Genomic DNA, 19,482 nt, shown 5'->3' with positions numbered 1-19,482 from the left:
AAGCTATTCCAGTGTCGAAATCAAAGCGCGCAGGGTGGGAATGCCCCAACCCTTTTCGCTGCTGGTCACGACAATCTCGGGATAGGCGGCGGGGTGTTTGGCCAAGGCGCCGCGCACCTGTTCGATGATCGCTGTGCGCTCGGCTTCCTTGACCTTGTCGGCCTTGGTCAGGATCACCTGAAAGGTCACGGCAGAGCTGTCCAGCAGCGACATGATTTCGTCGTCGACCTTCTTGATACCGTGGCGCGCGTCCACCAGCACAAAGGCACGGCGCAGGGTCTGCCGCCCGCCAAGGTACTGTTTCAGCAGGCGCTGCCATTTCTCGACCACCTGCAAGGGCGCGTTGGCATAGCCATAGCCGGGAAGGTCGACCAGATACAGCTCATCCCCGGCGGTGAAAAAGTTGATCTCTTGCGTGCGCCCCGGCGTGTTCGAGGCGCGCGCCAGCGCCTTGGTGCCGGTCAGCGCGTTGATCAGGCTGGATTTGCCCACGTTGGACCGGCCGGCAAAGCAGACCTCCATGCGGTCGGGATCGGGCAGGCCGGACATGGCCACCACACCTTTGACGAACACGGTTTCGCCCGCGAACAGCAAGCGGCCCTTTTCGGCGGTTTGGGGGTCCGGCTCTTCCGCCAGTTTGAAATTGACCTGCATCACAGAACCTCGACCTTGTCGCCCAGAGAAATATTGCCGCCCTTGGTCACCTCGGCGTAGATGCCGAAATCCTGATGGCCGAATTGCCCGCGCAGGGCACCCAGCGTGTCGGCATCGCGCACACCATTGTGCGGGTTCGAAGCGGTGTGCATACACCGTTTGATCCGCTCGCGCACCCGCAATATGGCACCGCCAATGGCGATATCACGGTCAACCCAATCGAACTCGGCCCATGCATCCAGGCCGTCCAGCCAGATGTTGCCGCGCCAGCGTTCCTGTTCCAGCGGCCGGCCCAGCACGTCCTGCACGGCGGCGTGCGAAGCCGTGTTCATCACCGAGATTGACGGGAAAGCGCTGTCGGTCAGGCCGCGATCCTGTACGGCTGCGATGCCATTTGGCAGCAGGCGGTCCGCAGGGCACAGCGGCGTGACCCAAGTGAGAAAGCGCTGCACGTCCTCGGCATCATCTGGGCGAAAGCTGAGGCTGCCCAGATCGACATGGGTCAGCGTGATGGTGCGCGTGTCTTCGTCCAGCTTGGCCCACAGGCCCGCCAGCTTGGGCGTCAGGGTGCCCAGCATAAAGTTACGGCAGGCCACCCATTCGGGGGCCTGCGCGTCAAATTTGGTCTTGTCGTGGGTCACGGCCCATGTGCGGTCCCATGGCATCGTCTGCCCGGCGGTCAGGGTGACCGTCTGGATCGCCTCGCGCCCGTGGCTTTTGATGGGATGGCGCCACAGGGCCGTGACGGTGCTCATTTTTTGGCATCCTTAGGGGTGCGTTTAAAGCCGCCCTTGATGTTGCCCAGAATGTCGGGCGTGTACCCCTGCGAGCGCATGATCAGGTATTGTTGCGTGAACGTGATCGTGTTGTTCGCGATCCAGTAGACCACCAGCCCGCTGGCAAAACCGCCCAGCATGAACATGAACACCCAAGGCATCCACGCAAAGATCATCTGCTGCGTCGCATCGGTGGGGGCCGGGTTCAGCTTTTGTTGCAGGAACATCGAGATGCCCAGCAGCAACGGCAGAATACCGATGAAGATCAGCGCCATTGTCGTTCCGGCCTCGGGGGCTGCCCAAGGCAGAGCGCCGAACAGGTTGTAGATCGAGGTGGGATCGGGCGCGCTGAGATCCTGGAAGGGGCCAAAGAAGGGCGCATGGCGCAGCTCGATGGTGACGAAGATCACCTTGTACAGCGAGAAGAAGATCGGGATCTGCATCAGGATCGGCAAACAGCCCGCGGCGGGGTTGACCTTGTTCTTCTTGTACAGCTCCATCATGCCCTGCTGGACCTTTTGACGGTCGTCGCCCGCATCGGCTTTCAGTTTCTCCATCTCGGGCTGCAATTCCTTCATGCGCGCCATCGAGACATAGGATTTATACGCCAGCGGGAACAACACGGCCTTGATGATCAGCGTCAGGGTGATGATCGACAGACCCATGTTGCCGATCAGCTTGTGCAGCTCGTGCAGCAGCCAGAAGATCGGTTTGGTCAGGAAAAAGAACCAGCCCCAGTCGATGCTGTCGACAAAGCCGCTGATGCCGTCCTTTTGATAGGCTTGCAGGACTTCCCATTCTTTGGGGCCTGCGAACATGCGGGTTTCGCTGGTGACGGTCTGGCCGGGTTCAATGGTGCGCGTGGGCAGACGGGTGACGGCGCGGTAAACATTCGCGGCCTGGTCATAGGTCAGCGCCTGATCAAAGGTTGTGCCGGATTCGGGCACCAGAATGGTCTGCCAGTAGTGGTCCGAGAATCCGATCCAGCCCTCGGTGACGCCATTGGTCACGATGGCAGGGCGGCCCCATGCGGGGTCGACGTCGGCATCGGGGATTTCGTCCCATTTGGTTTCGGACAATTCGCCATCGGCCATGGCCACCGCACCTTCGTGCAGGATGAAGAATTTCTTCAGGCCCGAAGGTTCGCCGTGGCGGACCACCATACCATAGGGCGCTGCACGCACGGCGGCGGTGCTGTCGTTGCGCACGCTTTGGGTGATGTCGAACATATATTCGCTGTCCACCGAAATCTCGCGGCGGAAGGTCAGGCCGTTGCCGTTGTTCCATTCCAGCGTCACCGGCGTGTCGACGGTCAGCGGGCCATCGCCCACCTGCGTCCACTCGGTCGACGGGCCCGGCACCGCATCGGCGGCCAGATCGCCGGCAGGCGCCCAGCCTTGCAGGGCATAATAGGCATCGGGAGAGCCGACGGGGGCCAGCATGGTCACGATTTCCGAGCCGGGCTCGATGGTGACGTGGTAATCTTTCAGGCGCAGGTCGTCGATGCGACCACCGGCCAGCGAGATCGAGCCGTCCATGCGGGCGGTGTCGATCTTGATGCGGGGTGCTTCGACAGGGGCGACAGGCGTTTCAATGCCGGGTGCCGCCGCTGTGGGCTGGTCAGTTGTTACGGCTGGCACTGTACCAGTGCCATCTGTGGTGGTCTGCACCTGCTCGGTCGGGGTTTCGGCCACCGGATCGGGTTCGGGCGGTGGAAACATCACGAACCAGACAAGGATCACGACGAAACTGAGAGCTGTTGCAAGAATGAGGTTCTTGTTCTGATCGTCCATAGGGACCGGCACCTGCGCAATTTGTATATCACGCAGGGTTCAACAGAGGTGGACCCCAAAGGTCAAGCGGATTCGGGGTTTCAGGGTACAGTCCGCCGCGCCCAATCCGCGCAGGCAGGCTGTATTTTCAGGGGCCATTGCCGCGTTTGCTGGTGATCGCGGGGGCCTCTGCCAGCTTGGCGTTGTGGGCGCGAATCCATGGCAGTGTCTGTTCAAAGGGGATGGGTTTGCAAATGCCGAACCCCTGCACATGATCGCAGCCCAGTTGCGCCAGCAGGGTGTGTTCGCCAGCGGTTTCAACCCCTTCGGCCAATGTTTCCACCTGCAACCGTTCGGCCATGGTCAGGATCGCGCTGATCATCCGCTGCTGGTCTGGGTCGCGGTCGGATTTCATCACGAAGCTGCGGTCGATCTTGATCCGGCTGACCGAAAACCGCCGGATGGCCGCAATCGACGCATTGCCGGTGCCGAAATCATCCAGATCTATCCGGCATCCCAGTTTGCCCAGATCGTTCAGGTTGCGGCACACAACATCGTCGGGGGCTGCGGTCACAACGGTTTCCAGCACCTCGATGGCCAGCCGTTCGGGGGCCAGGTCGAACCGGTCAAGTTCCCATGCAATCTTTTCCACCAGGCGCGGATTGCCCAATTCGCTGCTTGAAAAGTTCACGCCGACCTGCGGTACATATACGTCGGCGGCATCCCAGGCTTTGAGTGCGGTAAAGGTGTGATACATCATGACCTCTGACAAACGCTCCAGCAGGCCACCTTCATCCAGCGCGGGCAGGAATTCAGCGGGCGAGACAATGCCCCGTTCGGGGTGAATCCAGCGCGCCAGCGCCTCAAAACCGGTGACTTTGCCAGTGTCTGTCGAGATTTGCGGCTGATACCATGGCTTGATGTGGCCGCTTTCCAGCGCCAGCGCGGCCTCTTCGCGCAGGGCTGTTCGGGCGGTTTTCGCGATCTGCATCTCGTGGGAAAAGGCGCGGATGGTCGATGGGCCACGCTTTCGCGCTTCGGTCAGGGCGATGGATGCGGCCGACGTCCAGGCCTCACTGCCGGTGTCGGGTGCGCGGGTGTTCAGGCAAAACCCCACGGCGCAGGAGACATAGACCGTGGTGCCATCAACCGCGATCGGTTCTTCGATGGCGCCCTGAATACGGCCTGCCATCTGGATACAAATTTCCAGATCAATCCGCGACGCGGGCGCACAACAGATGGCAAAGCGGGCATCCCCGATGCGGGCGACGATGTCGTCGTCGCGCAGGGCGGTCACAATACGTTGCATCACACGGGCGGCCACTGTATCGGCCGCCGCCTGCCCGTGCTGGTTCAGCAGGCTTTCGAAATCGTCCAGCTCAAGATACAGCAGGGCCGAGTTGGTCTGCTGGTCGCGCGTGGTTTGCCAGATACGGCGCACCATATCCTCGAAGTGGGCGCGTTGCAGCACGCCGGTGGTGGCATCGCGCAGGGGCGGCACGGCGCCGTCTTTGGTGGAATGCAGGGCCAGAAGCAGCATCGGTACGAGGATTCCGATGCCGACCAAAACAGTCTCGCCGCCCCACCAATAGGCGCCCAGCATGGCCGCAGAGAGGAAGGTCAGCGCTTGCGGGCCATAGAACATCACCCGAAGGTCTTCACGCAATCGGGTCAGAAATCGAGATGTTGGTCTGGCCATTGTATTCCCTCGCTGGATGCGCGCATCGGGGCGCAGAGCAGCGACAGAATGTGGCCCGGAACGTAAGGCCGAAGTTAACGCAGAACAGGAATTCCGTCGGAATTTGAGTCAAATTCTTCGGTTTTCAGCATCAGACCGGCGAAATCGAACAGTTTCGGGTCCAGCAGATGCGACGGGCGCGCGTTCATCAGGGCGCGGAACATCACCTGGCGGCGGCCGGGGCTGTTGGCCTCCCAACCGTCGAGAATCTGTTTAACCTGTTGACGTTGCAGGCCGTCCTGGCTGCCGCACAGGTCGCAGGGGATGATCGGATAGTTCATCGCACGGGCGAATTTCTCGCAATCCGCTTCGGCCACATGGGCCAGCGGGCGATAGAGGAACAGATCGCCCTCTTCGTTGACCAGTTTCGGCGGCATCGTCGCCAGACGGCCACCGTGGAACAGGTTCATGAAAAATGTCTCTAGAATATCGTCGCGGTGGTGGCCCAGCACCACGGCGCTGCATCCTTCCTCGCGGGCGATGCGATAGAGGTTGCCACGGCGCAGACGCGAACAGAGGGCACAGAACGTGCGACCTGCGGGCACCTTGTCGACGACGATGCTGTAGGTGTCCTGATATTCGATGCGATGCGGCACGCCCATGCGTTCCAGAAACGCGGGCAGGACGGTGGCGGGAAAATTCGGTTGCCCCTGATCCAGGTTGCACGCCAGCAGATCCACCGGCAGCAGGCCGCGCCATTGCAATTCGTGCAGCACGGCCAGCAGGGTATAGCTGTCCTTGCCCCCCGACAGGCAGACCAGCCACTTTTGCCGCTTGGCGCCGGGTTCATGCGCGCCCGCTTCGATCATGCCGTATTGTTCGATCGCCTCGCGGGTATAACGCACGATGCGCTTGCGCAGCTTGCGAAACTCGGTGGTTTCGGGGGCACCTTCGAACAGGGCATGGATTTCCGAGATGTCATCACGCATGGGGGCTGAATACTCTTGTGCAGGCGGCAAAGCCAGTGGGGTCAGTCGTGGGTGTGGTCGGGCCCGGAATCGGGGACGGGGTCGTATCCGTCGCCGCCCCAGGGGTGACAGCGGCCAATGCGCCGCGCGGCCAGCAGGCTGCCGCGCAGGGCACCGTGTTTTTCCAGCGCCTCCATGGCATAGGCGCTGCAGGTGGGTTGATAGCGGCAGTTGAACCCGACCCAGGGAGAGAACACCAGACGATAGGCGCGCACGGGCAGGGCGACCAGATGGGCCAGCGGGGTCATTTGCGCGACAGGGCGGCGCGCAGGTCGGCGCGCATCTGTTCGAAATCGCGGGTGGCGGTGACCTGATGGCGGCCGATCAGCACATAATCGGTGCCCATTGCCCCATGCTCGGGCAGTTCCAGCCGCGCGATTTCGCGCAGGCGGCGCTTGGCCCGGTTGCGGGCCACCGCATTGCCGACCTTTTTGGAACAGGTGAACCCCACACGCAGCGGCGCATTATCGCCACGGCTGCGGATTTGCAGCACAAAGCCGGGCGTGACCACACGGGGGCCACGCGACGCGCGCAGGAAATCGGCGCGGTTCTTCAGGATCTGGTCGCTTTGGAGAGAGGCCAAACGTGACAAACCCGCCCGAGGCTGGTCCGATCCAGCGCGAACGCTGTCTGCGGGGGCCTCCGGCGGGGTCATGTAGATACCGTGACGCAGGGCGCTTACGCGCTCAGCGACTTCCGGCCACGTGCGCGACGGGCGTTCAGGATCTTGCGACCTGCTTTTGTCGCCATGCGCGCGCGGAAACCGTGGCGCCGTTTGCGCACGAGGTTGCTTGGTTGAAAGGTGCGTTTCATCGCTCCGTCTCCGTCTTTTCGGATGGGCTGCGCGGAATCGCTGTGCCCGGAATATGTTCAAGGCCCGTGCTCTAACCCTGGTGGGGGACCAAGTCAAACCCCCAAAGGGGCAAAACATGGAATAAGGTGCAACATTCGCACCACGACGCCGGTATTCATGTTTCAAAACCGCCCGAATGGGGCAAAAACACCGGTATTTGGTCACCTTGTATCACCCGCGCGTGACAATCCTGTTACAGCCATCGGCGCGGGGACATCTATGGTCTACACCCTTTTCAAGCAAATGCCAAAGGCGGGCAAGACATGCACCAGGACCGGATGAAGGCCAAAAAGCCGACGCTGCGGCGTCGTTTGCCGCTGTTTGCGATTCTGCTGGTTGCGGGTATCGGGGCCTTTACCCTGCGCGATTACCTGAGTTTCGACACCCTGCGCGACAACCGCGCGGTGTTGCTGGCGTTTCGGGACGACCATTTTGCGCTGACGGCGCTGGGCTTTGTCGCGGCCTATGTGGTGATCGTGGCGTTTTCGCTGCCCGGGGCGACGATTGCGACGCTGACCGGCGGATTCCTGTTCGGCACGGCGCTGGGCGCTGCGTTTAACGTCACGGCGGCCACCCTTGGGGCCACGTTGATCTTTCTGGCGGCGCGGCACGGGCTGGGCACGCAGCTGGGGGCGAAACTGGAGAACAGCAAGGGCGTGGTGAAGCGCATCAAGGACGGGATTGATTCGCACCAGTGGTCGATGCTGTTCCTGATCCGGCTGGTGCCGGCTGTGCCGTTTTTCGTGGCCAATCTGGTGCCTGCATTCATGCAGGTGCCGCTGTACCGCTTTGTTGTGTCGACGTTTTTCGGGATCATGCCGGGGGCGGTTGTCTATACGTCGGTGGGGGCCGGGCTGGGCGATGTGTTTGCACGGGGTGAAACGCCGGATCTGGGCATTATCTTTGAACCACATATTCTGTTTCCGCTGATGGGGCTGATCGCGCTGGCCCTGCTGCCGGTCCTGTACAAAGCCGTCACCGGCAAGAAAGACATTCTGAAATGAAAAAGATCAAAACCGATATTCTGGTCATTGGCGCAGGTTCGGGCGGGCTGTCGGTGGCGGCGGGGGCGGTGCAGATGGGGGCGGACGTGACCCTGTTGGAAGGGCACAAGATGGGCGGCGATTGCCTGAACTACGGCTGTGTGCCGTCCAAGGCGCTGATTGCTTCGGCCAAGGTGGCCTATGGCCAGCGCCACAGCGCGCAATTCGGTGTCGCGGATGCGGCCGGAACGGTGGATTATGCCGCGGTGATGGACCATGTGGCCGATGTGATCGCCCAGATTGCGCCGGTGGACAGTGTCGAGCGGTTCGAAGGGCTGGGCGTGCGGGTGATCCGCGAATGGGGCCGCTTTACCGGCGCGCGCACGGTACAGGCCGGCGATACCGAGATCACCGCGCGTCGGATCGTGATCGCCACGGGGTCGTCGCCACTGGTGCCGCCGATCGACGGGCTGGACAGCGTGCCCTTCGAGACCAACGAGACCCTGTTTGACCTGCGCATGCGCCCCGAGCATCTGTTGATTGTCGGCGGGGGTCCCATCGGCATGGAAATGGCACAGGCCCATGTGCGGCTGGGCAGCAAGGTGACGGTGATCGAGGGCGCAAGGGCGCTGGGCAAGGATGACCCCGAACTGGCGCAGGTGGTGTTGCAAACGCTAAAGGAGGAAGGCGTCGAAATTGCCGAGAATGCCAAGGTGAGCAAGATCAGCGGCAGCGCGGGCGCTATCACCATCGAAACCGAAGACGGGCGCCGCTTTAATGGCTCGCATCTGCTGATGGCGGTGGGGCGCAAGACCAATACCGAACGTTTGAACCTTGCGGCGGCGGGGATCGAGACCGAAGGGGCAGGGATCAAGGTGGACGTCAGCCTGCGCACCAGCAACCGGCACGTCTATGCCATCGGCGATGTGGCGGGGGGGATGCAGTTTACCCATGTGGCGGGCTACCACGCGGGGGTCATCATCCGGTCGATGCTGTTCGGCCTGCCGTCCAAGGCCAAGACGGCGCATATTCCCTGGGCCACCTACACAGACCCCGAACTGGCGCAGGTCGGCCTGACCGAGGCGCAGGCGCGCGCGCAGCATGGCGACCGGCTGGAGGTGGTGCGGTTCGACTATCACCACAACGACCGCGCCATCGCCGAACGCAAGACGCGCGGCTTTATCAAGGTGATGGTGGTCAGGGGGCGGCCCGTGGGCGCGTCGATCGTGGGCCATCAGGCGGGCGAGCTGATCAACCAATGGGCGCTGGCGCTGGCCAACAACATGAAGATGAGCCGGATCGCCGCCATGGTGTCGCCCTATCCGACCATCGGCGAGGTCAACAAACGCGCCGCCGGCGCCTATTTCAGTCCGCGCCTGTTTGACAGTAGACTGGTCAAAACCGTCGTCGGACTTGTCCAACGCTTCATTCCCTGAGACCATAAACCCACAATGTTGAATTCACTGTCCGGCCGTTTTCTGATCCTGACCACCATCTTCGTGATGCTGGCCGAGATATTGATCTTTGTGCCCTCGATTGCGCGGTTTCGCGAAGATTACCTGCGCGCGCATCTGGAACGGGCGCAGATTGCGTCGCTGGCGCTGCTGGCTGACGATATGCTGAACCCCGATCTGGAACAGGAACTGCTGGAGAATGCCGGCGTGTTCAACGTGGTGCTGCGGCGCGACGAGGTGCGCCAACTGATGCTGTCGTCGCCCATGCCGCACCCGATCTCGGCCACCTTTGATCTGCGCGACGCCACGGCGATGACGCTGATCAAGGACGCGCTGATGCGGCTGGTGGATACCGATCAGGAAGTGATCCGCGTGATTGGCGCACCGGTGCGCGATGCGGGGCTGCTGATCGAGGTGACGATGGATGCAATGCCCCTGCGCATGGCGATGATCGACTATGGCCTGCGCATCCTGATTCTGTCGGCTGTGATCTCGGTCATTACCGCAGTGATGCTGTTTCTGGCCGTGCGCGCCTTTTTGGTGAAACCGATCAAACGGGTGGTGGGCCATATGCAAAACTATGCCGCCGCCCCCGAGGATTCGCGCCGGATCATCACGCCGGGGGCCGGCGTCCGCGAACTGCGCGAGGCTGAAACCGCACTGCAATCGCTGGAAACCGAGCTGACACAGGCCTTGCGCCAGAAAGAACGGCTGGCGCAGCTGGGCGGGGCGGTCAGCAAGATCAGCCATGATTTGCGCAATATCCTGACCTCGGCGCAATTGTTCGTGGACCGGATCGAAGGCTCGGACGATCCGCTGGTGCGGCGGATGGCGCCGAAACTGGTGGGGTCGATCACCCGCGCGGTGCATCTGTGTGAAAGCACTCTGGCCTTTGGCAAGGCCGAAGAACCGGGGCCGACGCTGGCGCGGGTGCAGCTGGCCGAAACCGTGGCCGACGTGATCGAGGCCGAGCGTCTGGCGGTGGAAGGCTATGATCTGAGCTTTGCCGAAGATATCCCGGCCATGCTGACCCTGCGCGCGGATGCGGAACAGCTGTATCGTGTGCTGTCCAACCTTGTGCGCAATGCGCGCCAGGCTATCGTCGCCTCGGGCAGCCCCGGTGAAATCGCCGTGTCGGCGCGCGAGGATGCCCAAGCTTGGTGGATCGAGGTCGCCGACACCGGCCCCGGCTTGCCGCCCAAGGCGCGCGAACATCTGTTCACCGCCTTTCAGGGGGGCGCGCGCAAGGGCGGCTCGGGGCTGGGGCTGGCGATCAGCCAGGAACTGGTGCGCGGCCACGGCGGCACGCTGACCCTGCTGCACAGCGGGCCGGAAGGGTCGACGTTTTCGATCTGCCTGCCCAAGGGGGACGGCGCGCTTTAGGGGCTTTTCGACCGATTGAAATTTTCCTGACATAAATCGCGCATCAGGGCTTGCACCCGCCCGCCAGTCCGACTAAACCCCGCGCCAGTGGACCAATAGCTCAGCTGGATAGAGTACTTGACTACGAATCAAGGGGTCGGGGGTTCGAATCCTCCTTGGTCCGCCACTACTCCCTTGTCAGATGCCAAGCAAAACCGACTTTTGTGACAGGTAACTGACCCAAGTCGGCGGAATTTCCTGAAATCATAGCAGCGTTGCTCAGTTGAGCGGGTGATCGTAAGATCCAGCCAATCCAGCCTTTGTCTGATCTCGGAAGCCTCACTTGGTCAAAAGCCTACCTGCCACCCCCGGAACCAACTTCCCGCAGTTGCCGCTGACGGTGGCACATGCCGCGTGCGAGCCGGCTAGTTCCTTGCTGTCACGACTTGCGGCCAGGAACGGCACCATTTCGATGCAGAGGTTCTGCGGCGACATTGCCTTTCCGATCGACCCGCTGTTTCGTGGTGAGAAGGTTGCCATAAAGCAATTGGCCCAGCTTGCAGGGTGTGACGTGGGCGCATTGGAGCGGGTGTCTATCCGCCATCTCGGCAAGGGCCATTTCCGCCTGCGGGATGAATTCGCCTCCCTTCAGAGCTTTCAGCGCACGCGCATCCGTGTCTGTCCGGAATGCATAAGGTCCGAGATGCCGTCAGCAGCGGAGTCGTGGCGTGTGCCGCGTCGCCTCCAGTGGAAATTTTCGTCAATTAGGAGCTGCCCGGAACACGGCTGCATGCTCATCAGCCTTCCAGCCGAGAAATTTCACAAGGATGCCCGAGACTTCGCGGCGCAGCTGCGAAAACACCACGTTTGGATTTTGGATCAGCCGGTGGTCCACGCAAACCCCAGCCCTTTCGAGGCGTATGTTACGAACCGCATCCTGAGCGGGCGGGGCGACCGATGGATCGACCGCCTCGAACTCAACGTGGCGTCGCGGGCATGTGAAGTGCTGGGCCTGCGTGTCGCAAAGGGGCCAGATGCTGCGCTGGCGGGGCACAGTGAGGCAGACTGGATGACCTATGGTTTCTTGGGCTACGACATACTGAAAGACGGACCTGTAGCCCTTTCCAATTGTCTTGCCGATATGGCTCGCGAGGACGTCGTGGACGGCAGGTTTTTCGATCGACTCTTTGGCCCCTGGATGGCGTGGCTGAAGAGCCGGAGTCTCGGCGATGAGTTCGAGCCCCTGCGTGACGTTGTGCGGCGGCACGTCTTCGACAATTTTTCGGTCAGAAAAGGGGTGCTGGTACTTGGCGTGCCTTCGGAGGGAATGGCTTCATCGAACCCACAGAAGTCGGTTTTGCTGAAGGGGTTCGCCAAGCGCAATGCGGAGGATCTGATTTACCGAGGTCTCGCAAAGCGTGACGCTGGTGGCGGTATCGTACCAATGAATTTTGTAACCCAGCAAATGCTCGACGCCTACGAACGCGAGAAGAAGTTCTTTCGAAACGCAAAGTGTTCATCTGAAGGTAGAAAATCCAGAACATTTATTATGGACGAAACCGATCTCGCACGGGAGAGCCGCCTTTCCATCGGTGACGCCGCCGGGCAGTTAAGAGTGACGGCCAAAACAGTAGGGTATTTGATCCAGCATGGAATATTGTGCGGCGTGGATACCTCAGAGTTCTACCGCCGAGGGGCGACCGTTGTCACAACCGACAGTTTGACGCGTTTCCGAGAGACTTTTATTTCTTTGGGCGAGTTCGCGGAGGTCGTGCAGCGCCCACAAGGATCACTTTCGATGAAACTTAGAAATGAAAATGTGGTCCTGTTGGCGATGCCACATGATCTAAGCCGGATTTACTGGCGTGAGGACGTGAGTGCCTACGCAACAACCCAAAAATGACCCTTTCGGCACTTTGCCGCCGTTCGCTAGCTATGTTTGCTGCGCAGCGGCACTTCCTAAAGCGGCCGTTTGATAGCGCAAGCAGCTATTTCAGATCACAACCATCCGCGTTGCGCACATCTCCTGACATTTTCTGCAGCTACATCTTGAGGTACCATTGACCGTGAATGCGTGTCGGAAGAAAGTAATTATTCTTGAGATGCTTGATCAATCATTGCTAGTGTAAACATCGAGGTCGGAAAAGCGTGCATTGTGCTGACCAAGTCGGAATGGTGACTCTGGATGCAGATCCATGTCCGTTTTGAGCATTAAGTTATAACAGATAAATTTTTTGGAACGAGTATCATTGCCAGAGCTCTCACTAAATACCGTAGCATCGAAACAGCCTCGCGAAACTGCGGGTTCCTCGGCGTTCAGGGCGTTCGATTATCAGGTGAACGTGTCAATGGCATTGGTTCTCGAGCTCTTCAAACAGGGCAAAGAATTTGTAGCCTTGTTCGATCACCACGATGACCTCGTAGTATTTGTTGGAGAAGGAAAGGACTCAGAGCTCTCGTTTTACCAGGTGAAGTCGACCAGTGAACTCACTTGGACAGCAAAGAGGCTCGCGAGGCGAAGCCCAAAGGGAGAGTTGCCGAAATCCATCGTCGGTAAGGCCTACTACAATGTGGCGCAGTTCGGGCCGGGAATTCGCCGGGCGTCGATATTGTCTAACCGGCCGCTGAGCGCCACCTTGGCGACGGCCACCAAATCCGACCTCCATGACGGCGAGCTTTCGGTTGCCGATCTCTGCTCGGCTGATCAGGAAGCACTAATGAAGTCGCTGGAGGCGGACTTCCCTGTCGGCTTCGACAAATCTCACGCGACGCTTCTGACGTTCGAGCGCGTTCCGTTTGATCTTGAAAGTTATCGCGCCACCGTGCTTGGTAGGATCGTAACGATGCTAGAAGAACTCCATCCGGATTTCGTAGCGGTCTCCAGCCCTTCTACGCGGCACTCCTTTCCGCAGCAGGTGAGTGCACCGGCAACAAGACCAAGTCGGGGACGGTCGAAGAATTGCGGATGCGGGTCGCCTTGGATCGCGATGCGATCGCCCGTCTGATCGAGAGAGTGCAGAACAGGTCGAAAAATCTTGTCGAGTGGTGGTCGAGCGTGAGTGATGAACTCGCTGCGGAAGGAATGAAGGCGCTGCAGATCCAGCGCAACAAGAACATGTGCATGGCGTACGCCGACGCCCGTCGCGCGGGGGGCAGGACGGCCGCCAAGTTGAGCGCGGCAATCCGCGACGCCATCGGCAAAACCGCGGTGAGCGATATGGGCAGCGTACTCGAGGCGGCCGTAGCCTTGAAGGCCCACGGTCTCAGTGAACCCGTGTCGGAGCTCTACGATCTCCAGTCCGCGATGATCGTCGAATTGATGGAAACCATGACATGACAGACGACGACACGACGAGACTGCGGCGCGTCCTCCGAAAACTGAGCGAGAATAGCAATGCAAAAGGTAAAATTCAAAAATCTCTTCCTGTTGTCGCAGGTCGAAAAGAGAGCGCTGCACGTACCATTGCATTCGCAAAAGCTGTTGATTCAAGGCGCAAACGGCTTTGGAAAGTCAGTCATAATGAAGAGCCTGTACGAGGCTCTGGGAGCGACGCCGAACAAGATTGACGTCCGCTGGAAGAACGCCAACGTGTCGAGCTGCCTCGAATTCGAGTTCGCGGGCGCGACTTGGTTTTCGATAAAGGCCCACGGAGTGCTTTCGCTCTTCGATGAAAAGGGCAACAGACAGTTTTGGGGTCAGCGACTGGTCAAGGATTGGGGACCGAAGCTTGCCGAGTTTTTCGGCTTCAAATTGGAGATGGTGGACAAGGACGGAGAAACGTTAACGCCGCCACCCGCGTATCTGTTCGCACCGTTCTACATTGACCAGGACGGAAGCTGGGACAATACATGGGTTTCCTTCCGCAAAGACTTCTACCTGCCAGAAAGTGCGGGCACACTTGCGGACTATCATTCAGGCATACGGCCGGACGGCTACTACGCCGCCAAGGCCGAACTGACGAGGGAAAAGATCGTTCTTTCTAGCTTGGAGACTGCCGTCGAGACACTCCGCCAGACGATGACTCAGATCGAAGAGATGGAAGGCGCGACCCCAATCTACGACTTGCAGGAATTCGCCAGCGAGTGCGACGATCTCGTCGCGGAAAGCGAGCGGCTTCTTGTGCTGCAGACGGAGCATCGCCGGACGGTGTCCGACCTCCATGAGGAAACACATCTTGTCAGGGCAGAGGCGGTCCTCCTCAAGAACGCACTCAATGAAATGCGGGGCGAGTTCGAGCTTGCATCCTCATTGCCACGTCAGGTCGAATGGACCTGTCGCGCTTTTGTGCCGCCCCAAGTGCTCGTTTAGGCCACTTTCTTCTCGAATGCGACAGGGCTTTTCCAGCCAAGTGCTGAGTGACGTCGTCGCGGATTGTAGAACCCGTTTATGTATTCGAAGATCGCCATCTTTGCTTTCCGCCGCGTCTCCCAAGGATGCCGCCAGATCAGTTCAGCTTTGATGGTTTTGAAGAACGTCTCAACGGCGGCGTTGTCGTAGCAATTGCCCTTGCCGCTCATCGATACCTTGAACCCGTGTTGACGCAGGATCTTCTGGTAGTCGTGTGAACAATATTGCGACCCGCGATCCGTGTGATGAATGCAGCCTTTGGGCGGCTGGCGGAACGCGATGGCCATCTTCAAAGCCCTGATAGCAAGGTCGCGTTTCATGCGATTGCTCACCGCCCAGCCGATCACACGGCGCGAATGCAGATCAAGAATGACAGCCAGATACAGCCAGCCCTCCCGGGTCCACACATAGCTGATATCGCCAGCCCATTTTTGGTTTGGCTGATCAGCGGTGAAGTCCCTATCCAGCAGATTGGGTGCAATGTTGAACTTATGATCGCTATCTGTCGTGACCTTGTGTTTACGTGTCCGAATAACAGATATGCCGTTCTGACGCATCAAGCGGCCAACGCAGCGATGACCGACATTCAGACCAATCTCTTTCAGCTCTTCGGTCATCCGTGGCCTGCCGTAGCTACCAAGGCTAAGGCGGGACTGTTCCTTGATATGTGCAAGTGTGACCAAGTCAGTCCGTTGCCTGCGACTGGCGGGACGGCCGCGAAAGGCCCTCAATCCACGCGAGCTGACCTGCATCACTTGGCACATACGCTGGATGGAAAACGTAGATTGGTGCTCTTCGATGAACTTGAACCTCACGGCTTTTGGCTCGCGAAGAACACCGTGGCCTTTTTTAAAATCTCCCGCTCCTCCTTGAGGATACGGTTCTCGCGCCGAAGCCGGTCATTCTCTTTCGCGAGTTCTAAATCCTCTTTCGACAGCACATCTATGCCTCGATGCGCCGTGATCCATTTGTTCAGCGTCGACATGCCAACGCCCAAATCATCTGCCACCTGCTTACGCGTAAGCCCGCTGGTCAGTGCGATCCGCACCGCATCCTGGCGGAATTCGTCCGTCCGTTTCAGTCCCATCGTCAATCTCCTTTGTTGCAGTAAATGCTATCAAAGGAGCGGCATCAAACCGCGACAGGTCCATGTTGCCCAGATCGCGCGGCACAGTGACCTTGTGAAAAAGGCCGCAGATGCGGGCCGGATATATGCTCCTAACGCATTCGAGGCTTACGTGAGGAGGAGGATCAACCATGGTCCGCAGGCGGATTGGCTAGGCGAGCTGGAGCTCAGTCAACTGCACGGCGCTTGCTTGAGCCTTGGTGCCGCTATCTGCGGATCATCCCTTCCAAGTTCTGCAAATGTCGATCCAGATCTTGAACGTGAGTTTTGCGTCGAGGGACTACGCGTTCTCTCCGCTGGGCCAGGCAGCCTGATGGTCTGCATGGAACGGCTGAAATCCCGACCCGGCCCTCGGCGTTCTTATTTTTCGACAGATCTGGGGGCATTTTATGTCTGGCTACGAGCCGCGCATGGTGACGCGGAGGTCCAGTCCATCGTCGATAGCGTCCAGTCGTTTGCAGTCCGGAACTACACGATGAAACCCAAAAAGCGTGTGCTGGGTAGGCCGGTGCCAGACGTTAAACGCATGTCGTTTGAAACCGCCCGTGAGCAGTCGGGGCTCAGTGTGGGGTTTCTTAAGCGGCTGATCCCTCACGTTGACAATCTCTCTGAGGCACAATCTGCCGCGCTGACGGAAACAACGCCTGACCAGCTATCCAGGGCGATCGACTTCTGGAGCGGGTTGCGAAATCTCAAATCCACAGCAGTAACGTTGAATGTGCATCCGACGCAGGTGAAGGGGCTGATTGAAAAGGGGATATTGCGCTCGATCCGGTTTGGAACCGCGCTGCGCTATGTTTTTACTGAGGATGTCGATCGACTTTTGGCAGAAGCGGCTGCCTTGCCTGAACTGCCCGGTGTCGGGGTCTTCCTTCCGCTTCGCGAGCATTGCCAAAATCAACGGATTGGACTGGTTCGCCTCATCACTCTCTGGCAGGAGGGCAAGGTTGGCGGTTTTGTCCGGGGGACGGACGCGATAGGACTTCAAGCGATCCATGTGCCGCAAGATGTGGACGTTGGTGCGCGCGATACGCCGAGCGCTACGCGAGACCTCACGCCGCTAGAAGCCGCAGCTTACCTGAAAATTGGCGTCGGAGCCATTCGGGCGCTTCGGGATGCGGGCTACCTTGGTCACGCGAAACGTCTCAACGCAGATACCAATCATCGTCATTCCCTGATAACCCAATCCAGTATTCGGGAATTTGAGGCGCGTTTTCTGACGCTTGGACAGCTTGCCACGTCGGCGCGGGTTGCCCCCATACATTTGGCGCGGCGGCTGGATAGGGAAGGGGTCCCGACAGTCACCTGCCGTGGCCGACACGTTCGTGCCTACGAGAGATCGCAAGTTGCAGAGCATGAGAGTCTCGCAAGGAGCATCAGCAATGGAGGATGAAGTCGAGCGCTTGAAGTCTCTGCTGTTGCGGATGGCCGACGTGGACGTGTCGTCTGATGTGTACAACGACCACCTAACGACGGTTTTGCTTCGTGAACTCCACCGCCTGATGGCTAACGAAGAGCTGCGCAAACGCGTGCGTTCGCTTCAGGAGCAGGTTGAACGCATGGGGCCACGAGATCCGGATTTCGACATGAAACGCTTCATGGATGAAAGTTGGGAGTAGCGGTGGGAGGCCGTTTCGGTGCTCTCTACATACGCCCGAATGGCGAGGAAAGTGGATCTCTCGGTCGGGCACAGCGGTAGATATATAACTTTCGGCCCCAAAATGCGGTCCATGAAGTGAACAGCCGTTGACCGCTCCCAGCCCGTCCACGACCTTCGAGCCTCGGACCAGGCGCTGGCACAAACGGCTTATTTTGTTGAAAAACTCTTTCTTGATTGAGGGCTGAACTGCTGATTCAATTCCTGTAATTGAGGGGAGGATCAGCGATGATGGGACCGAGGCAGGAAGCGCAACCGGCGCTGTTTTACGAGTTCTCGCTCGAGGATCACATCCCCACGGATCACTTGCTGCGATCCATCGACCGGTTCGTCGACTTGAGCAGTATCCGCGCCCATCTGGCGGAGTTCTACAGTCACACAGGCCGACCCTCGGCCGATCCCGAGTTGCTGATCCGAATGCTTCTGGTCGGATATTGTTTCGGCATCCGGTCAGAGCGGCGGCGCTGCGAAGAGGTGCATTTTAACCTCGCGTATCGCTGGTTTTGTCGCCTCGATCTGAGCAACCGGGTCCCGGATCACTCAACGTTTTCCAAGAACCGGCATGGGCGCTTTCGCGGCAGCGAACTGCTGCGCCATCTGTTTGAGACGACTGTCGCGCGTTGCATCGCCGAAGGTCTGGTCAGCGGCCAGCGCATGGCGATTGATGCCAGCCTGATCGAAGCCGATGCCAACAAGCAGAACTCCACGCCGAAGGAAGACCGGGACGCAACGCACATCGATCCGGCTGACGCGCCCCGCGCCGTGCGCGAGTATCTCGACACGCTGGACAGGGCCGCATTTGGCGCGGCCAGCGAGGTGCAGCCCAAGTTTACCTCGCATTCTGATCCCGCCAGTCAGTGGACAGCAGCCCGTAAAGGCCCTGCTTTCTTTAGCTACTCCGACAATTATCTCATCGACACGGATCACGGTGTCATCTTGGATGTGGAACCCACCCGCTCCATCCGGCAAGCCGAGGTTGGGTCGACAAAAACCATGCTGACGCGGGTGAAAGACAAATTCGGCCTGGTCCCTGACTGGATGATCGCCGACACAGCCTATGGTTCAGGCCCAATGCTCGGCTGGCTCGTGGAACGCAAGATCGATCCCTACATCCCTGTGATCGACAAGGCCGGACGACCCGATGGGACCTGGACACGCACAGATTTCGACTGGGATGCGCAGAACGACCAATACATCTGCCCCGAGGGGCACGCGCTCAAGCAGTTCCGCCGGAATTATTCCGATCCGAACCGGGGTCCGACGGGCAAAGGCACTGCGAAGTATCGTGCGCTGAAGCTGATCTGTCAGGTTTACCCATCCAAGCCGAAGTGCTGCCCCAATGCCGACGCCAGATCGATCACGCGTGAAGAACACGAAGATGCCCGTCAAGTTGCCAGGGATCTGGCCAAAACGGATGAATACGCGATCGCGATGAAGCTCAGGAAGAAGGTCGAAATGCTCTTCGCTCACCTCAAACGTATTCTCGGCCTGAGCCGACTTCGATTACGTGGCCCATGCGGTGCAAATGACGAATTTCTGCTCGCCGCAACCGCCCAAAACCTCCGTAAACTGGCTAAGATCTTTCCTGCATCGCAGCAAACGCGCAAAGCCTGATAAGAAAGGCGCTCGCGCTGAATTTCGAGCAGCTATTTCTGCGATCGCAAACGTTAGTTTTTCAACAAAATCGGCGGTTTGCGGACATTCGCTGCGGCGTGCAATTTCAGTTCGGTGCCTCGTTATGCCGACATTCGAAACAGCAGGGGTTTGACCTTATATTTCTGACTTTCAAAG

General features: G+C 59.4%; 19 protein-coding genes and 1 tRNA gene. 11 read left to right on the top strand and 9 right to left on the bottom strand.

Going from position 1 to position 19,482, the window contains the following annotated elements:
* Positions 1–3 precede the first annotated feature (3 nt).
* From yihA to rpmH, 8 genes are all read right to left on the bottom strand, one after another.
* The gene (gene yihA, locus DSM107133_RS14980) at positions 4–654 is read right to left on the bottom strand and encodes a ribosome biogenesis GTP-binding protein YihA/YsxC (RefSeq protein ID WP_114293968.1); all 651 of its coding nucleotides are present in this window, start codon (positions 652–654) and stop codon (positions 4–6) included.
* Entirely contained in the window at positions 654–1,409 is a 756-nt protein-coding gene (locus DSM107133_RS14975) for an MOSC N-terminal beta barrel domain-containing protein (protein ID WP_114293969.1), read from the bottom strand. The genes yihA and DSM107133_RS14975 overlap by 1 nt, the downstream gene beginning before the upstream one ends.
* On the bottom strand, positions 1,406–3,223 hold the full coding sequence (gene yidC, locus DSM107133_RS14970; protein ID WP_114293970.1) for a membrane protein insertase YidC: 1,818 nt from the start codon (positions 3,221–3,223) through the stop codon (positions 1,406–1,408). The genes DSM107133_RS14975 and yidC overlap by 4 nt, the downstream gene beginning before the upstream one ends.
* Before the next feature lie 127 nt (positions 3,224–3,350).
* Positions 3,351–4,901, bottom strand: coding sequence for a phosphodiesterase (locus DSM107133_RS14965; RefSeq protein WP_114293971.1), 1,551 nt, complete (start codon positions 4,899–4,901; stop codon positions 3,351–3,353).
* A 74-nt stretch (positions 4,902–4,975) separates the two neighbouring features.
* The gene (ttcA, locus tag DSM107133_RS14960; RefSeq protein ID WP_114293972.1) at positions 4,976–5,869 is read right to left on the bottom strand and encodes a tRNA 2-thiocytidine(32) synthetase TtcA; all 894 of its coding nucleotides are present in this window, start codon (positions 5,867–5,869) and stop codon (positions 4,976–4,978) included.
* Positions 5,870–5,910: 41 nt separating this feature from the next.
* The gene (gene yidD / locus DSM107133_RS14955; protein WP_114293973.1) at positions 5,911–6,156 is read right to left on the bottom strand and encodes a membrane protein insertion efficiency factor YidD; all 246 of its coding nucleotides are present in this window, start codon (positions 6,154–6,156) and stop codon (positions 5,911–5,913) included.
* Positions 6,153–6,563: a ribonuclease P protein component gene (gene rnpA / locus DSM107133_RS14950; RefSeq protein WP_114293974.1), complete on the bottom strand. Its 411-nt coding sequence runs from the start codon at positions 6,561–6,563 to the stop codon at positions 6,153–6,155. The genes yidD and rnpA overlap by 4 nt, the downstream gene beginning before the upstream one ends.
* A gap of 23 nt (positions 6,564–6,586) precedes the next feature.
* Positions 6,587–6,721, bottom strand: coding sequence for a 50S ribosomal protein L34 (gene rpmH, locus DSM107133_RS14945; RefSeq protein ID WP_012177012.1), 135 nt, complete (start codon positions 6,719–6,721; stop codon positions 6,587–6,589).
* Positions 6,722–7,039: 318 nt separating this feature from the next.
* Here rpmH and DSM107133_RS14940 point away from each other — a divergent pair, with 318 nt between their 5' ends.
* The 8 genes from DSM107133_RS14940 to DSM107133_RS14905 all read left to right on the top strand — a co-directional run bounded on the left by DSM107133_RS14940 (position 7,040) and on the right by DSM107133_RS14905 (position 14,869).
* The gene (locus DSM107133_RS14940; protein WP_114293985.1) at positions 7,040–7,765 is read left to right on the top strand and encodes a VTT domain-containing protein; all 726 of its coding nucleotides are present in this window, start codon (positions 7,040–7,042) and stop codon (positions 7,763–7,765) included.
* Positions 7,762–9,180 (top strand): FAD-dependent oxidoreductase, encoded by a 1,419-nt coding sequence (locus DSM107133_RS14935; RefSeq protein WP_114293975.1) that lies wholly within the window; start codon positions 7,762–7,764, stop codon positions 9,178–9,180. The genes DSM107133_RS14940 and DSM107133_RS14935 overlap by 4 nt, the downstream gene beginning before the upstream one ends.
* 15 nt (positions 9,181–9,195) lie before the next feature.
* Positions 9,196–10,581 (top strand): HAMP domain-containing sensor histidine kinase, encoded by a 1,386-nt coding sequence (locus DSM107133_RS14930; RefSeq protein WP_114293976.1) that lies wholly within the window; start codon positions 9,196–9,198, stop codon positions 10,579–10,581.
* Between the two features lie 89 nt (positions 10,582–10,670).
* Positions 10,671–10,747, top strand: a tRNA-Arg gene (locus DSM107133_RS14925).
* A 246-nt stretch (positions 10,748–10,993) separates the two neighbouring features.
* Positions 10,994–12,463, top strand: a complete 1,470-nt coding sequence (locus DSM107133_RS14920) for a TniQ family protein (RefSeq protein WP_240310558.1) — start codon at positions 10,994–10,996, stop codon at positions 12,461–12,463.
* A gap of 445 nt (positions 12,464–12,908) precedes the next feature.
* The gene (locus tag DSM107133_RS14915; RefSeq protein WP_240310559.1) at positions 12,909–13,565 is read left to right on the top strand and encodes a dsDNA nuclease domain-containing protein; all 657 of its coding nucleotides are present in this window, start codon (positions 12,909–12,911) and stop codon (positions 13,563–13,565) included.
* Positions 13,526–13,897: a hypothetical protein gene (locus tag DSM107133_RS14910; protein WP_114293978.1), complete on the top strand. Its 372-nt coding sequence runs from the start codon at positions 13,526–13,528 to the stop codon at positions 13,895–13,897. Before DSM107133_RS14915 ends, DSM107133_RS14910 begins: the two co-directional genes overlap by 40 nt.
* A 57-nt stretch (positions 13,898–13,954) precedes the next feature.
* On the top strand, positions 13,955–14,869 hold the full coding sequence (locus DSM107133_RS14905; RefSeq protein ID WP_114293979.1) for a hypothetical protein: 915 nt from the start codon (positions 13,955–13,957) through the stop codon (positions 14,867–14,869).
* Here DSM107133_RS14905 and DSM107133_RS14900 read toward each other — a convergent pair.
* Positions 14,866–15,995 (bottom strand): IS3 family transposase gene (locus tag DSM107133_RS14900; RefSeq protein WP_114293116.1). Its coding sequence is split into 2 segments (ribosomal slippage): positions 14,866–15,752 and positions 15,752–15,995, totalling 1,131 coding nucleotides; the frame shifts between segments, so codons are not numbered across the junction. The two genes, DSM107133_RS14905 and DSM107133_RS14900, sit on opposite strands and share 4 nt — an antisense overlap.
* Positions 15,996–16,089: 94 nt before the next feature.
* On the opposite strand from DSM107133_RS14900, the gene DSM107133_RS14895 reads away from it, so the two are divergent.
* The 3 genes from DSM107133_RS14895 to DSM107133_RS14885 all read left to right on the top strand — a co-directional run bounded on the left by DSM107133_RS14895 (position 16,090) and on the right by DSM107133_RS14885 (position 19,305).
* A complete protein-coding gene (locus tag DSM107133_RS14895) occupies positions 16,090–17,427 on the top strand; it encodes a helix-turn-helix domain-containing protein (protein WP_243253563.1) in 1,338 nt (445 codons plus the stop codon).
* On the top strand, positions 17,417–17,653 hold the full coding sequence (locus DSM107133_RS14890) for a hypothetical protein (protein ID WP_114295039.1): 237 nt from the start codon (positions 17,417–17,419) through the stop codon (positions 17,651–17,653). Before DSM107133_RS14895 ends, DSM107133_RS14890 begins: the two co-directional genes overlap by 11 nt.
* Positions 17,654–17,919: 266 nt before the next feature.
* Positions 17,920–19,305, top strand: coding sequence for an IS1182 family transposase (locus tag DSM107133_RS14885; protein WP_114295040.1), 1,386 nt, complete (start codon positions 17,920–17,922; stop codon positions 19,303–19,305).
* The last annotated feature ends 177 nt before the right edge of the window (positions 19,306–19,482 follow it).

Source organism: Pseudosulfitobacter sp. DSM 107133, from assembly GCF_022788695.1.
Lineage (GTDB): Bacteria > Pseudomonadota > Alphaproteobacteria > Rhodobacterales > Rhodobacteraceae > Pseudosulfitobacter.
The sequence above is the reverse complement of the archived record's forward strand: the minus strand, read 5'-3'. Positions and strand labels throughout refer to the sequence as shown.

Excerpts from the sequence above, each read along its gene's own strand:
- yihA (WP_114293968.1), bottom strand. The coding sequence starts at position 654 with ATGCAGGTCAATTTCAAACTGGCGGAAGAGCCGGACCCCCAAACCGCC.
- DSM107133_RS14975 (WP_114293969.1), bottom strand. The coding sequence starts at position 1,409 with ATGAGCACCGTCACGGCCCTGTGGCGCCATCCCATCAAAAGCCACGGG.
- yidC (WP_114293970.1), bottom strand. The coding sequence starts at position 3,223 with ATGGACGATCAGAACAAGAACCTCATTCTTGCAACAGCTCTCAGTTTC.
- DSM107133_RS14965 (WP_114293971.1), bottom strand. The coding sequence starts at position 4,901 with ATGGCCAGACCAACATCTCGATTTCTGACCCGATTGCGTGAAGACCTT.
- ttcA (WP_114293972.1), bottom strand. The coding sequence starts at position 5,869 with ATGCGTGATGACATCTCGGAAATCCATGCCCTGTTCGAAGGTGCCCCC.
- yidD (WP_114293973.1), bottom strand. The coding sequence starts at position 6,156 with ATGACCCCGCTGGCCCATCTGGTCGCCCTGCCCGTGCGCGCCTATCGT.
- rnpA (WP_114293974.1), bottom strand. The coding sequence starts at position 6,563 with ATGACCCCGCCGGAGGCCCCCGCAGACAGCGTTCGCGCTGGATCGGAC.
- rpmH (WP_012177012.1), bottom strand. The coding sequence starts at position 6,721 with ATGAAACGCACCTTTCAACCAAGCAACCTCGTGCGCAAACGGCGCCAC.
- DSM107133_RS14940 (WP_114293985.1), top strand. The coding sequence starts at position 7,040 with ATGAAGGCCAAAAAGCCGACGCTGCGGCGTCGTTTGCCGCTGTTTGCG.
- DSM107133_RS14935 (WP_114293975.1), top strand. The coding sequence starts at position 7,762 with ATGAAAAAGATCAAAACCGATATTCTGGTCATTGGCGCAGGTTCGGGC.
- DSM107133_RS14930 (WP_114293976.1), top strand. The coding sequence starts at position 9,196 with ATGTTGAATTCACTGTCCGGCCGTTTTCTGATCCTGACCACCATCTTC.
- DSM107133_RS14915 (WP_240310559.1), top strand. The coding sequence starts at position 12,909 with ATGGCATTGGTTCTCGAGCTCTTCAAACAGGGCAAAGAATTTGTAGCC.
- DSM107133_RS14910 (WP_114293978.1), top strand. The coding sequence starts at position 13,526 with ATGCGGGTCGCCTTGGATCGCGATGCGATCGCCCGTCTGATCGAGAGA.
- DSM107133_RS14905 (WP_114293979.1), top strand. The coding sequence starts at position 13,955 with ATGCAAAAGGTAAAATTCAAAAATCTCTTCCTGTTGTCGCAGGTCGAA.
- DSM107133_RS14890 (WP_114295039.1), top strand. The coding sequence starts at position 17,417 with ATGGAGGATGAAGTCGAGCGCTTGAAGTCTCTGCTGTTGCGGATGGCC.
- DSM107133_RS14885 (WP_114295040.1), top strand. The coding sequence starts at position 17,920 with ATGATGGGACCGAGGCAGGAAGCGCAACCGGCGCTGTTTTACGAGTTC.